The sequence below is a fragment of the Aquabacterium sp. genome (assembly GCF_035476535.1).
In the GTDB taxonomy this organism is placed as follows: domain Bacteria; phylum Pseudomonadota; class Gammaproteobacteria; order Burkholderiales; family Burkholderiaceae_C; genus Pseudaquabacterium.
In genome coordinates, this window is record NZ_DATILJ010000146.1 from 1 (window position 1) to 12,696 (window position 12,696).

Annotated in this window: 14 protein-coding genes; 4 read left to right on the forward strand and 10 right to left on the reverse strand. The window is 66.9% G+C overall.

Annotation, left to right across the window (positions count from 1 at the left end; genetic code table 11):
* The 5 genes from VLK61_RS14585 to VLK61_RS14605 form a co-directional block, all read right to left on the reverse strand.
* Positions 1-452 (reverse strand): fumarate hydratase (locus VLK61_RS14585; RefSeq protein WP_325422337.1); only part of this gene is annotated, 452 nt, incomplete at its 3' end.
* Between the two features lie 10 nt (positions 453-462).
* The gene (locus VLK61_RS14590) at positions 463-1,443 is read right to left on the reverse strand and encodes a ketopantoate reductase family protein (protein ID WP_325422338.1); all 981 of its coding nucleotides are present in this window, start codon (positions 1,441-1,443) and stop codon (positions 463-465) included.
* Entirely contained in the window at positions 1,440-2,198 is a 759-nt protein-coding gene (locus VLK61_RS14595; RefSeq protein ID WP_325422339.1) for an HpcH/HpaI aldolase family protein, read from the reverse strand. The genes VLK61_RS14590 and VLK61_RS14595 overlap by 4 nt, the downstream gene beginning before the upstream one ends.
* Positions 2,199-2,200: 2 nt before the next feature.
* Complete coding sequence (locus tag VLK61_RS14600; protein ID WP_325422340.1) at positions 2,201-2,869, reverse strand: flavin reductase family protein; 669 nt, start codon at positions 2,867-2,869, stop codon at positions 2,201-2,203.
* Positions 2,870-2,991: 122 nt separating this feature from the next.
* The gene (locus tag VLK61_RS14605; RefSeq protein WP_325422341.1) at positions 2,992-3,762 is read right to left on the reverse strand and encodes a DNA-binding transcriptional regulator; all 771 of its coding nucleotides are present in this window, start codon (positions 3,760-3,762) and stop codon (positions 2,992-2,994) included.
* A 209-nt stretch (positions 3,763-3,971) separates the two neighbouring features.
* On the opposite strand from VLK61_RS14605, the gene VLK61_RS14610 reads away from it, so the two are divergent.
* Together VLK61_RS14610 and VLK61_RS14615 are read left to right on the forward strand one after the other, a co-directional pair.
* Entirely contained in the window at positions 3,972-4,946 is a 975-nt protein-coding gene (locus VLK61_RS14610) for a Bug family tripartite tricarboxylate transporter substrate binding protein (protein ID WP_325422342.1), read from the forward strand.
* 52 nt (positions 4,947-4,998) lie between these two features.
* Complete coding sequence (locus tag VLK61_RS14615) at positions 4,999-5,949, forward strand: amidohydrolase family protein (RefSeq protein ID WP_325422343.1); 951 nt, start codon at positions 4,999-5,001, stop codon at positions 5,947-5,949.
* Positions 5,950-5,976: 27 nt separating this feature from the next.
* On the opposite strand, the gene VLK61_RS14620 is transcribed toward VLK61_RS14615, so the two are convergent.
* The 3 genes from VLK61_RS14620 to VLK61_RS14630 form a co-directional block, all read right to left on the reverse strand.
* Positions 5,977-6,834: an SDR family oxidoreductase gene (locus tag VLK61_RS14620; protein ID WP_325422344.1), complete on the reverse strand. Its 858-nt coding sequence runs from the start codon at positions 6,832-6,834 to the stop codon at positions 5,977-5,979.
* Positions 6,831-7,037, reverse strand: a complete 207-nt coding sequence (locus VLK61_RS14625; protein ID WP_325422345.1) for a hypothetical protein — start codon at positions 7,035-7,037, stop codon at positions 6,831-6,833. Before VLK61_RS14625 ends, VLK61_RS14620 begins: the two co-directional genes overlap by 4 nt.
* Positions 7,038-7,109: 72 nt before the next feature.
* A complete protein-coding gene (locus VLK61_RS14630; protein WP_325422346.1) occupies positions 7,110-7,640 on the reverse strand; it encodes a hypothetical protein in 531 nt (176 codons plus the stop codon).
* 189 nt (positions 7,641-7,829) lie between these two features.
* On the opposite strand from VLK61_RS14630, the gene VLK61_RS14635 reads away from it, so the two are divergent.
* Positions 7,830-8,384: a hypothetical protein gene (locus tag VLK61_RS14635; RefSeq protein ID WP_325422347.1), complete on the forward strand. Its 555-nt coding sequence runs from the start codon at positions 7,830-7,832 to the stop codon at positions 8,382-8,384.
* Between the two features lie 425 nt (positions 8,385-8,809).
* Here VLK61_RS14635 and VLK61_RS14640 read toward each other — a convergent pair whose 3' ends face one another.
* Positions 8,810-10,846: a putative bifunctional diguanylate cyclase/phosphodiesterase gene (locus VLK61_RS14640; RefSeq protein ID WP_325422348.1), complete on the reverse strand. Its 2,037-nt coding sequence runs from the start codon at positions 10,844-10,846 to the stop codon at positions 8,810-8,812.
* Positions 10,847-11,052: 206 nt separating this feature from the next.
* A complete protein-coding gene (locus tag VLK61_RS14645; protein WP_325422349.1) occupies positions 11,053-11,397 on the reverse strand; it encodes a type II toxin-antitoxin system VapC family toxin in 345 nt (114 codons plus the stop codon).
* Between VLK61_RS14645 and VLK61_RS14650 the strand changes: the two genes are divergently transcribed.
* Entirely contained in the window at positions 11,383-12,684 is a 1,302-nt protein-coding gene (locus tag VLK61_RS14650; RefSeq protein WP_325422350.1) for a sugar ABC transporter substrate-binding protein, read from the forward strand. The genes VLK61_RS14645 and VLK61_RS14650 overlap by 15 nt on opposite strands.
* The last annotated feature ends 12 nt before the right edge of the window (positions 12,685-12,696 follow it).

Here is a 12,696-nt window from a genome sequence, read left to right on the forward strand (position 1 = left end):
CCGGTGCCCATCGCCTTGGGCGCGCAGGTGATCTCGACATAGTCGGCATCGTCGATGAGATCGACCGTGACGATCGGGATGTCCTTGCCGCTGTGGCTGCGTTCGTGCGTCAGCGGGTTGGTCACCATCTTCAGGATCGGCGGGTCGATGCGCGCGGCCAGCAGCGCGAAGCCGTCGACGATGGCCTGCTTGACGGGCCCGTCGAACCGCACACGGGTGCCGACCTTGAGGCTGTAGACCGGGATGCCGATATCCGAGCAGACCAGTCCACCGCTGCTTTCGGCGGCCTGTGCGCTGTCGACCATGATGGCGATCGTGGCGCGGCCGAGTTCGCCGCGTTCGCGGCCGCCGGCGGCGCGCAGTGCGCGCTGCATGTCATCGGGCACCTTCTTCAGCGACCACTCGTAGAGGTCGGCCGTCAGGTCGCGGATCTGTTCACTGCGGATCGTCATTGCAAGGTCCTCATGGCTGCAGCAGGCCGGCGGTGCGCGCGCGCTGGCGCGCCAGCCCGAGCACGGCGTCCAGCGTCGGCACCGGCATCGCCACCGCCGCGGCGCATTCGACAAGCGCCCCGAGGATGGCCTCGATCTCCACCGTGCGGCCGGCTTCCAGGTCCTGCAGCATGGAGGTCTTGATGTGGCCGAGTTGGCGCGACTGCGCGATGCGCTGCGCCGACTCGACGTCGAGCACCAGCCCCAGGCGGCCGCCGACGCCGATGGCCTCTTCCATCATGCGCATGAACAGCCCGTACAGCTTCGGGTCGTCGATCATGTCGTCGCTGGCGGCGCCGGTCAGCAGGCTCACCGGGTTGAAGCAGGCATTGCCGAGCAGCTTGACCCAGATGTCGCGGCGGATGTCGGTGCTGAGCTCGGCCGCGAAGCCGGCGCCGCGCAGTCGATCGGCCAGCGCCAGCGCGCGCGCGCTGCGGCCGCCGGCCGGCTCGCCGAGCACCAGGCGCGAGCCCGCGCCGTGCACGACGACGCCGGGCTGCGGGCAGTGGCACGCCGCGAAGACGCTCAGGCCGAGGACCTGCGGCAGCGGGATGGCCTGCTCCAGTGCGCGCAGCGGGTCGACGCCCCGCAAGCTCAGGCCCTGGCAGGCGACGCCGGGCGGCAGGAAGTACCACCACGGCAGACCGTTGGCGGCGCTGAGCAGCAGCGTGTCGTCGTGCATCAGGCGGCGCAAGGCCGGTGCCAGTGCCGGCAGCGCCGGCGCCTTGACGCAGGCGAACACCAGGTCTTGCGGCCCCAGCGCGGCGGCTTCGGCGGCGGCGTTCACGCGCACGCGGTGGCGCTCGCCGCCGCTGTGCAGCTCGATCCCCTGGGCGGCGATGCGCGCCAGCGTGGCGCCGCGCGCCAACACGCTGACCTGCTCGCCGGCCAGTGCCAACCGCGCCGCCAGCCAGCCGCCGATGGCCCCCGCGCCGACGACCGTGATCTTCATGCCGCCCCCTGGCGCGCCGACGCCGGCCGGGCAATGGCCTGCGCGGCCTGGCGCAGCAGCGCCTGGTCTGACGCCTGCAGGAACCAGCGCACGCCAAACGCGAGATAACGCTCGCGCTCGGCCAGGCTGCCGACGACCATGCCGACCACCTTGCCGGCTTCCAGCCCGGCACGGATCACGCGCTCGGTGGCGGCGAGCACCTGCGCGTGCTGCGCATCGTCGAGTCCCATCGATAACGCCAGGTCGGCACGGCCGATGAAGATGCCGCCGACGCCGGGCACGGCGGCGATCTGCGCGGCCTGCTCGACGGCCTGCACGCTCTCGATCTGGCACATGACGACGCTGCGGTCGCCCTGCGCGATCGCTGCCTTCATGCCCAGTGCGCCGTAGCCGGCGGCGCGCGGCAAGCTCGAAAAGCCGCGGTCGCCGCCGACGTAGCGGCAATGCGCAACCACGTCGCGCGCCTGCGCCGCGCTGTCGACATGCGGCACCAGCACGCCGGCGGCGCCGAGGTCGAGCACCGACAGCAGCGTCGCCGCCTCGCGGTCGACCACCCGCACCAGCAGCGGCAGCTGCGCGGCGCGGCCGGCCAGCAGCGCGAGGTCGAGCGCCGCACGGTCGAACGGCGCATGCTCGGCATCGAGCACGGCGAAGTCCAGCCCGGTGCCGCCGAGGATCTCGACCACCTGCGGCGAGGTCGTCTTGATGAAGGTGCCGACGTGGAAGCTGTCGGCCGCGGGCAGCGTGTAGCTCATCGTCACTCCTCTGTTGCGCCCGGCGGCTTCTGCAGCGCGGGACGGTGGAAGATCTCGCCGAGCGCCGCGTAGTACGGGCCGCCGAGGCGGGCCACCGGCCGCAGCTTCACGCTGTCGACATGGCGGCCGTCGTAGATCGATTCGTCGAGGTGGAAGACCAGCACCTCGCCGATGTAGAGCGTGTTCAGGCCGCGACCGAGGATCACCGCCTGGTCGAGCCGGCATTCCATGTGGATGGGCGATGCGGCGATGCGCGGCACCGGCGTGTGGGTGCCTGGCAGCAGCGCGATGCCCAGCGCCTCGGGCTCGCTGATCTCCGGCGCGTAGTCGGCGCCGCAGCGGTGCATCGTCTCCATCACGTCCTCGGTGGCGACGTTGACGCAGAACCAGCCGGTGTCGCGGATGTTGCGCGCCGTGTCCTTCAGCACGCCGGCACGCGAGCCGATGTTGACCGCCAGCATCGCCGGGCTGTGCGCGACGTAGTTGTACGAGCTGAACGGCGCCGCATTGACGACGCCGTCGCGGCTGACCGTGGTGATCCAGGCCACCGGCCGCGGCACGACGACGCCGCAGATCAGCCGGTAGGCCGTGGCCGTGTCGAGCCCGGCGGCGTCGACGCTGGCATAGCGGGTTAGCGGTGGGCCTTCCAGGCTGGCCATCGTCTTGCTCATCGTGGGTAGTCCTCGTCGCCGGGCGCGTCGGCCGGTGCCGCCGCGATTCGGCAGGCGGCATGATCGACGAGCCGGGGCGTGGCACCAAGCGATGCTTGGACGCTTTCCGTGGCGCGGAAAGTTCAGCCCAGCCGCTCCAGCGCCAACGCGATGTCGGCCGCCGCCTGCTGCAGCGGCGGCAGGAAACGCTCGACCGCCTGTGCGACCGTCAGCGCCGAGCTGAACCAGGTCAGGCCGATCGTCGCGATCACGCGCCCGCCCTCGAAGATGGGCACCGCGATCGTCGACGACTCCGGCCGCACGCGCGGGTCGCGCAGCGCGTAGCCCTGCGCACGCACCTGGGCCAGCAGGTGCCGGATGCCGGCAGGTTCGACCGCCCGCTCGGCATCGGACTGCCCGGTTTGGGCCAGCAGTTCGAGCAGCGCCTGCTGCGCCAGCGGATCGCAGAAGGCCAGGTAGGCGCGGCCCAGTGCTTGCGTCAGCAGGCTCAGCCGCATGTTGATCGTCGAATGGAAGAACGACAGCGGCGAATTCGGAATGGTGCTGTAGCGCACGATCATCGCGTCGCCGTCCTGTACCGCCACCGACACCGGCCACTTCAGCGCCTGCGTCAGCGCGTCGGCGATGGCGGCCGAGGCCTCGACGATGCGCGGCTCGCTGTGGTAGCCGCTGGACAGTGCGTTGACCTCCGCCGTCAGGTAGTAGGCGCCGTACTGCGGCGCATGCTTGACCAGACCTTCGCTCTCCAGCGTGCGAAGCAGCCGCACGATGGTCGGCTTCGGCAGCGCGGTGTGTTTGTGCAGCGTGTCGATCGTCGACACCGGCTCGCGGTTCAGCGCCCGCAACAACTGAAGGGCGCGGACAACGACGTTGACGGGACGCGCGGTGGTCATGGCCTGGCGGCGCTTTCGATCCGGATGCCGGATTCGGAAGGGAGTATCGCGCCGGCACCGCAGGGATTCCGCGCCACGGAAAGTGGTGACACTTTGCTTGCCCCTGTCCGACCTGCCGCCCATCATCCGCCCCGTCCTTACCCGTGTTTTTCCATCACCAAGACGCAGCACCGCACGCCCTGCGGGCGTGCTGCAAGGAGACATCCCCGATGTTCAACCGTCCTCTGTGGATCGCCCTGGCGAGCTGGTGCCTGGCCGCGGCGCTCGCGCCGGCCGCGCTGGCGGCCGACTGGCCGAGCAAGCCCATCACGCTGGTCGTGCCGTTCCCGGCCGGCGGCAGCACCGACGCCGTTGCGCGCCTCATCGCGCAGCGCCTGGGCGCGCGGCTGAACCAGACGCTCGTGGTCGAGAACAAGGCCGGCGCCGGCGGCAACCTGGGCACCGACTTCGTTGCCAAGGCCGCGCCGGACGGCTACACGCTGGCCTTGACGACCTCGGGCCCGCTGGCCAACAACAAGCTGCTCTACAAGGCCATGCCCTTCGATCCGGCGAAGGACCTGAGCCCGATCGTGCTCGTCGGCGAGATCCCGCTGGTGTTCGCGGCCAACCCGTCGGTCAAGGCCCACAACCTGAAGCAGTTCTTCGACGACGCCCGCGCCAAGGACGGCCGCATGACGATCGCCAACCCCGGCAACGGCACGATCGGTCACCTGGCGGCGGCGCTGACGCAGGCTATCGCCAAGACCGACGCCATCGACGTGCCGTACAAGGGCGACACACCGGCGATGTCCGACCTGATGGGCGGCATGGTCGACATGGTGAGCGCACCGCTGACCGCCTTCGTCGCCAACATCAAGGCCGGCAAGCTGAAGGGGCTGGCGGTGACGTCGAAGAAGCGCTTCCCGCTGCTGCCCGATGTGCCGACGGCCATCGAGCAGGGTTTCGAGGTCGAGGCGTCGGTCTGGTTCGGCGTCGTCGGGCCGGCGCAGTTGCCGGCAGCCGTCGTCAAGCGCTTGAACACCGAGATCAACGCCGTGCTCGCCCTGCCCGAGGTGAGTGCCAGGCTGCAGGAGTACGGCGCCACCGTCGGCGGCGGCACGCCCGAGTTGCTGGCCGAACGCATGGCCAGCGACGCCGTGAAGTGGAAGAAGGTCATCGACTCGGCACGCATCACGCTGGAATGACCGCGCCACACCCCGCCACGCTACACCGCAACACCACGCCGCAGAGAACCTCATGAACGCCAACGCCACCCCCAATCAGCGCCCGCTGCTGTTCGATTCGCATGCCCACCTGGTCGCCGACGACCAACAGCGCTACCCGCGCAACCCGATGCAGCGCGCCGCGGACGCGCCCTACCGGCCGCCCGGCGTGATCGGCCGTCCCGGCGGCCACCACGGCCCCAACCCGATCAACGAAGTCCCCGACGCCTTGCGCATGCTGCGCTGGATGAAGGAAGAGAACGTCGACGGCATCGTTGCCGTGCAGAAGCGCATGATCTACCGCTACGACAACAGCTACATCCTGGACTCGTCGGACCAATACGCCGACCTGTTCTCGGCGGTCGTCATCCTGGATGCCGAGCACGAAGCCACCGCCGGCCTGGTGCGCAGCTGGATCCGGCAGCACGGCCTGGCAGGCGTGCGGCTGTTCGGCGGGCGCCAAGCCGACGGCAGCATGCCCTGGCTGAATTCACCGATAGCGCTGAAGACCTGGGACGTGGCGCAAGAGGCCGGCTTGGTGATGGACCTCGAAGTGCTGTCGCAGGGCGGCGGAGGCCCGTCGATCCCGAGCATCATCGAGCTGACGCGCCGCTATCCGGCGGTGCGCATCGTGCTGGACCACCTGCTCGAACCGGAGATGGACGAGGGCGCGCATTTCGGCCTCGACGAGCGCTATGCCACGCTGGCCGCGCACAAGAACATCTTCTTCAAGTTCACGTCGATCAACCTCGACATCTGCCGCGAGGCCGGCATCCCGGCCGACAAGGTGCTGCGACGCGCCGTCGACCTGTTCGGTGCCGACCACGTGATGTGGGGCTCGGACATCGGCACCTCGTCGGGCACCTACAAGGACATGGTGCAGCGTTTGCGCGATGCGTCGTCGCTGCTGACGCCCCAGGAGCAGCGCGCGGTCTGGCACGACACCGGCAAGCGCGTCTTCGTCAAGGGCGGCACATTGACCTGATCCACGGATCCATGCCCGGCGGCGACCTCAGTCGACGACGAGCCCGCCGCTGAGGTTCATGACCGCGCCGGTCATGGCCCCTGCCAGGTCCGACGCGGCGAAGACCGCCGCGCCGGCGACTTCGGCGAGCGTGGGCAAACGCTTCAGCAAGGCCGCCTCCGGCGGTGCGGCCAGCATCGCCTCCACCGTCGTGCCCGTGCTTGCGGCCAGCGGCGCGAAGACCTCGCGCACATGCGAGCCGTGGGCAAGCGCATCGGCGATCGCATTGGGCATCAGGCAGACGACGCGGATGCCCTGCGGCGCCAGCTCGGCCGCGAGCTTCTTCGTGAACGCCTCCTTCGCGGCGCAGGTCACGCCGTAGCCGAGGAAGCCCGGCCAGACGAGGCGCGAACCCGGCGTCGACAGGCTCAGGATCACGCTGCCGCGTCGGCCCATGCACGGCGCCACGGCTTTCGCGGTGGTGAACAGCGAACGCAGGTAGGCATCGATCGGCGCCATGAACTCGTCGACCGACAGCTCGGCGAAGGGCTTGCCCTGAACGTGGTGGAAGCCGGTCGCGTTCATCGCGATGTCGATGCCGCCGCACGCCGCCGCGATGGCATGTGCGTGAGCCGTGATCGCTGCCGCGTCGAACACGTCGATGGCCGCGCAGGCAGCGCGCCCGCCGCCGGCTTCGATATCGCTGGCCACCAGCTCCAGTTTGCGCAGCGTGCGCCCGACGAGGAACAGCCGCGCACCGTGCCGCGAGAATGCACGCGCGACGGCACCGCCGACGGCCCCGCCCCCGCCGTAGACGACGGCGACCTTGCCGATCAGCAGACGCCCGTTCGGCGCGTCGTCGGCTTGAATGGGCGGCGCGTCGGGCCGCGAGGAGACTTCGGTCATCGGGGACTCCCCATTTGCCCGTACTCCGGCTTCCCGCTGCACTCGAACCGATGGTAGGTCGCGCCCTTGCCGCTCGTGACAACCTCCACCTGTTTGAGCGCCACCGGCACCGTGCCACTGCCGAAGAGCCGCTTGCCGATGCCGCCAGGCGCCTGCATGACGCCATCCAGGGTCAAAAATGCATTCACGATGATCTTGGACATAGCTGTGTCCTCCACCAGCACGACGAACGACACCGGCCCGAATCGACATGCCGGGCACGAAGAGGACGAAATTCACCGGCCTCGTGCCAACGAACGACCGTTTGGGGAAATCCGGGCCGGATTCACGGGGGGCTTGATGCTGCAGAAGGCCACATGGCCTTGCGCGTCCGTCGTGAAGGTGCCGCGCAAGTTCATGTCGGCCTGCTCGGGGTCTTGGTTCTCGTAGAAGCCTTCGCTGGAGGAGTGCCACACATCCACGTCGGCGCCTTCGACAGGAGGTCCCTGACGGTTTCGAATCCACACGTCGACAAAGATGGGCGTGCCTGCCGTTGCGGACCGCACCAGAGAGGATCCGCTCTCCATCCGGGGCGAGCCTTCGCGCCAGAACGGTCCAAGCAGGTTGGCGGTGGTTTCGGTCTGTCCGTGATCGCCGTTGTTGAGCAGACAGACCAGCGCCGAGACGCCCAAGGATCCCGCTGCAAGCACGACTTGGTTGTGCGACGCGGTGGTGGCTTGCCCGGCGCGGGCGATGCACGCACACACCTGCTGAAACTCGGCTTCCGTCTCGAGTTGCGGCTTCGACACCATCGCAGTCATCGTCATCCACACCAGCTTCTACGTGCCGGAGGCCATCGGCAAGGGCCACCCGGGTCGAGGCGCGATCTCAGTTCCGGTGGATGCCTTGGCCTCAGCGGAATGCTGAGTTAAGCTGCCCTGCAGGGTTGGCCTTTGAAAGGCTGAGCTACTACGAACAACCCATGTGCCCCGGCTCGATCAACAGGGGAACGAACGATGGCCACACACACCCAGACCTATACGAATTCATGCGGCGCTGCGAGCCTCCTGTGTGCCGCCGTCGAACTGGGCGTCGTTCAATTTCCGGATGGATTGGCGCTGACTGCGAATGTGAACAGCGAGAACCGGATCTACGGCCAGATTGGCGAGGGCAAACCTGGAACGGCACTCGCCGACCGCGGCTACTCGATGCCTGGCCGCATCGCCGCAATGGCCCGCGCATTGGGCCTCGGTGCCGAGATCTACATGCCGCCTGGCGCCTACGCAACCTTGCTGAGCACCTTCTACGCCAGCGCCGTGACGCAGGCGCGTGGTGCAGGTTTCGCCATCATCGAACACCCAACGCCGCCTGTCGTCGGCGATGGCTATCGAGACATCAAGGTGATGGCTGTCATGAAGGTGGTCGGCTTGCATTACGTGCTGAATCGGCCCAATGGTTCATACATGGACCCGGGCGACGGCCTGGAAGCGCCGAATTTCGAAGGCATCAACAACTCCTGGCTCAAGTCGTATGCCGACACCGGCATCCTGATTCGCGTCACCCGCGCTTGAGGCCGTCCCTTCAGGGCTGGCCGCTGAGCGTGGTCGTGGGGCTTGGTTCGACTGCCACGTCGATCTGGGCCTGAACCTGCCGGCTTCTTCGTTCCCCGGTGCCGCCGGAGCGTGAAGTCATTGCCATTCCGGAGTTCAGCATGCTCGTCGGCAACGGCTGCACGACCCACTACAAGCGCATGCAGGCGCGAGATCAGGCCCACGCCACCGACCTCTACCTGCGTCGGCTTGCCGTTCTGGTTCGCTGATGCGGTGCACATGTGCGCGCTGGCAGCCGGTGACGTTTGAAATGAGTCACGGCCGAAAGCACGCGAAGCGGCCGCTGGAAGACGTCCACTCGATGCAAGCCCGACGACGCAAGCGCAAACACGAATGTGGACATTGCCACGAGTTGAGCAAAGGGAGACAGCGCTGGCCAGCCTCAGCTAGCTGAGCGGCATCAGCGCCGAGTCGGGAAACACACCCTCGACGCCCCAGACCACCGCCTCGTCGTGCGGATGGGCCCAGGGCTGCACCCTCAACAAGTCGGTGATCGCCGCAGCCGGCACGGCCTTGCTGAAATAGAACCCCTGGAACTCGTCGCAGGCGTGGTTCCGCAGGAACTCGATCTGGCCCTCGGTCTCCACGCCTTCGGCCACGATGCTCATCTTCAGCGACTTGCCCATCGCGATGATCGCGTCTGTGATCGCCCGGTCTTCCTCGTTGGCCGGCAACTCGCGAATGAACGAGCGGTCGACCTTGATGGTGTCGATCGGAAAGCGCTTCAGGTTCGACAGCGACGAATAGCCCGTCCCGAAGTCGTCGAGCGACAAGCGGATGCCCAGGTTCTTGAACGCCACCAGCGCCTGGCTCGCCTTGTCGACGTCGCGCATCAGCATGCTCTCGGTGATCTCGAGTTCGAGAAACGAAGCATCCATCCCGGTCTGGATCAGGACCGAGCGAACGTCCGAGAGCAGCTGATCGTCGTAGAACTGACGCGCGGAAAGATTGACTGACATGCGCAACGGTGGGTAGCCCAGGTCCCGCCACGCCACATGCTGTTGACAGGCGGTGAGGAGCACCCAGCGGCCGATGGGCACGATCAAGCCGTTTTCCTCGGCCATGGGAATGAACTTCGCCGGGGACACCGACCCAAGATCGGGGTGATTCCAGCGAAGGAGCGCTTCGACGCCGGTCATCTGGCTGGTGTGGGAGTCGACCTTTGGCTGGTAGTGCACCTGAAACTGTCGAGCGTCCAGCGCCCGCCGCAGGCTCGACTCGAAGGCGAGCCGTTCGACCGAGTGCGTGTTGAGTCCGGGCGAGTAGAAGGTGAAGGTGTTCTTTCCATCTTCCTTCGACTGGTACATCGCGATGTCGGCGTTCTTCATCAAGACGCGCTCGTCGTCGCCATCAGTCGGGTAGATGCTGATGCCGATGCTGGCAGTGACGTGGAACTCATGATCGCCCAACGCGAAGGTTCGAGAGACCGCGGCCAGGACCTTTTGCGCCACCGCCGCCAACTGCTCGGCGCTGTCGACGCCCGGGACCATGATGACGAACTCGTCGCCGCCCAAACGCGCGATGCAGTCACTCTCTCGCAGGCAGGACTTGAGTCGTGTCGCCATTTCCTGGAGCAGCAGATCGCCTGCCTGGTGGCCGAGCGTGTCATTGATGTTCTTGAAGCGGTCGAGATCGACAAAAAAGACACCTAGCTTGCGGTCGTAGCGTTTGGCCTCTTGCAGCCCCTGCTCGAGCAATCTGGAGAACATGCCGCGATTGGAAAGTCCCGTGAGCCTGTCGTGGAAGGCGAGGTACTCGATCTCCTGTGCCGCTGCCTTTTCCTCCTGGCGGCGCGACAGCGAAGCGTTGAGTGTGACGCCCAGCAGACCGACTAGCACGGCGCAGAGCAAGCCCGCTGCGCCGACCGAATAGACCTGCCAGGTGGAGGCGTCCAGCAGTTCCTGGTAGATCTGCGTGTACTCGAGAACGACGGCGCCGGCGATCGGGGAATCCGCACCTTGGTGCTGGTAGAGCGGTACCGTGATTTGCTTGGCGCCCTCGGGATGCTCGCTGTTGCGCTCGACAAACAGCCTGGTTCGGCCGTCCCGGATGGTCTGGCCGACCTCGTTGGCCGGATCGCCGGCGAAGACCTCGCCGACCTCCGAAGGATTCGCGTCAGCGACGGTGAGTTTCCGGGCATCCACGATGACGACGTCGCGCTGGTACAGCTCGTGCAACCCTTTGATGTACTGTTGCAGATGCTCATCGTCGCTTGCGCTGTACGCCACCATCCTGGCGAGGTTGCGCGCTTCCAGCCGAGCACCTCGATCGACACCGCCCAGCTGAAACTGAATCACGACCGCAGTGAACGCGACGATGACCACGCAGGCGGCCGCGAAGGCCAGCGTGATCTTCCGGCGAATGCCGGAGCTTGCCGGGATGGGTGTGGTCGGTTCTTTCAGGGAGTCGATCTCGATGTGCATCGGAGTGTGCGCACTGCTGAAGCGCCGGGCTTGCGTTCGATCAAGCTATCCATAATCGCAGGTCGGATCTGTGCGTTCGTGCACACACGCAGCAATCGTCTGGGGGGCAGAGAGCCGGCCCAACCCGAAGGGCCGAGCGATGTGCCGTGCCGTGTCATCCTTCGTAGCGGGAAGATCAGGAAGCCGAATGCCGGCGAAAGCACACGTCAGGCACCGCCCAGCAGATCGCCGATGCTCGCGAGTGTCACCACGCCATCCACCGCTCGCGCCAGCTCGGCGTCCAGCGTGATGAACGCATCGGCCTGGAGCTGGGTCAGGGCGATGTACTCCGCGGCATAGGTGTCGGGCCAGGCCAGTTGGTCGGCGAGCTTCCACGCCACGCGCTGCAGGACGCGGTCGCCCAGCAGACGTATCTTGAGTCGTCGCAGGTGGTCAAGCTGGCGCTCGGCCTCTTTCTGAGCGAGATCGCCGCGCCGGACCGCCTGGTACAGCTGCGACAGCACCTGCGACCTGAGCAGCGTGGGCGCCAGCAGCTGGTGCTGAGGCGCCACCCCGGACTTCTGCTGCGCAAGTCGCACTGCGACATCCGGACCGATCACGTACCTTGTCATGCGATAGGGCTCCCCTGTCAGTGGGCCGCCGCGGCGCCGCTCGGCGTGACCTGCATGCACAAGACCAGCGGCGTGGCGCGAACGCCGGCGCAGGCATCGCCGACGATTCTGGATGAACTCGGACCGCTGGCGCGGATCTCCGGGTTACCCCTCTGTTTTGCTTCCACGCGCTCGGATTCAATGCGGCCCGTTGACGTAAACGTTTGCGCAAACCTTTACGCAACACCGGTGCCGGCATTTGGGCCGTCCCCGGCCACGTCGATCCACGCTCAGGAGACATCGAACATGACCATCCGCTTCACCCGCCGCGCGGCCGCCGTGGCCGCTGCCATCGCGCTGCTGATCCCTGCCGCCCAGGCTCAAACGGCCAAGCCGCGTGTCGGGCTGGTCATGAAGTCCTTGGCCAATGAGTTCTTCAAGAACATGACCGAAGGTGCGCTGGCCTACGAGAAGAAGCGCGGCGACTTCGAATTGAAGGCCGTGGGCATGCAGTCGGAAACCGACTTCGACGCGCAGACCGCCGCCGTCGAAAATTTCATCACCCAGAAGTACGACGTCATCGTCATTGCGCCTGCGGATTCACGCGCGATGGTGGCGCCCATCGCGAAGGCCTTGAAGGCCGGCATCACGGTCGTGAACTTCGACGTGGCGCTGGATCCGGCAGCGATGAAGAAGGCCGGCCTCGACCTCGCCTTCGTGGGGCCGGACAACCGCGGCGGCGCCAAGCTCGCGGGCGATGAACTGGCCAAGGCATTGGGTCCGGGCGCCAAGATCGTCATCATCGAAGGCAACCCGGGCGCCGACAACGCGCTGCAGCGCAAGCTGGGTTTTGAAGATGCCGCCAAGGCCGGCAAGCTCACCATCGTCGCCTCGCAGACGGCGCACTGGGAAACCGAAGAGGCCAACGCCGTTTTCACCAACATCCTCACCGCCCATCCGGACATCAAGGGCGTGATGGTCGCCAACGATTCGATGGCACTGGGCGTGGCCAAGGCCATTGACGCCGCCGGCAAGGCGGGCCAGATCAAGGTCGTGGGCTTCGACAACATTCCAGCCATCCGCCCGCTGATCAAGCAAGGCAAAGTGCTGGCGACGGTGGACCAGTTCGGCACCGACATGGCGGCCAATGCGATCGACTACGGCATCAAGTCACGCAAGGACAGCAAGCCGCTCAAAGGCTGGGTGAAGACACCGATCGAGCTGGTGACCGCGAAGAACCTCAAGTAATAAGACCCGTAA

Coding starts and splice junctions, on each gene's coding strand:
- VLK61_RS14590 (WP_325422338.1), bottom strand. CDS start 1,443: ATGAAGATCACGGTCGTCGGCGCGGGGGCCATCGGCGGCTGGCTGGCG.
- VLK61_RS14595 (WP_325422339.1), bottom strand. CDS start 2,198: ATGAGCTACACGCTGCCCGCGGCCGACAGCTTCCACGTCGGCACCTTC.
- VLK61_RS14600 (WP_325422340.1), bottom strand. CDS start 2,869: ATGAGCAAGACGATGGCCAGCCTGGAAGGCCCACCGCTAACCCGCTAT.
- VLK61_RS14605 (WP_325422341.1), bottom strand. CDS start 3,762: ATGACCACCGCGCGTCCCGTCAACGTCGTTGTCCGCGCCCTTCAGTTG.
- VLK61_RS14610 (WP_325422342.1), top strand. CDS start 3,972: ATGTTCAACCGTCCTCTGTGGATCGCCCTGGCGAGCTGGTGCCTGGCC.
- VLK61_RS14615 (WP_325422343.1), top strand. CDS start 4,999: ATGAACGCCAACGCCACCCCCAATCAGCGCCCGCTGCTGTTCGATTCG.
- VLK61_RS14620 (WP_325422344.1), bottom strand. CDS start 6,834: ATGACCGAAGTCTCCTCGCGGCCCGACGCGCCGCCCATTCAAGCCGAC.
- VLK61_RS14625 (WP_325422345.1), bottom strand. CDS start 7,037: ATGTCCAAGATCATCGTGAATGCATTTTTGACCCTGGATGGCGTCATG.
- VLK61_RS14630 (WP_325422346.1), bottom strand. CDS start 7,640: ATGACGATGACTGCGATGGTGTCGAAGCCGCAACTCGAGACGGAAGCC.
- VLK61_RS14635 (WP_325422347.1), top strand. CDS start 7,830: ATGGCCACACACACCCAGACCTATACGAATTCATGCGGCGCTGCGAGC.
- VLK61_RS14640 (WP_325422348.1), bottom strand. CDS start 10,846: ATGCACATCGAGATCGACTCCCTGAAAGAACCGACCACACCCATCCCG.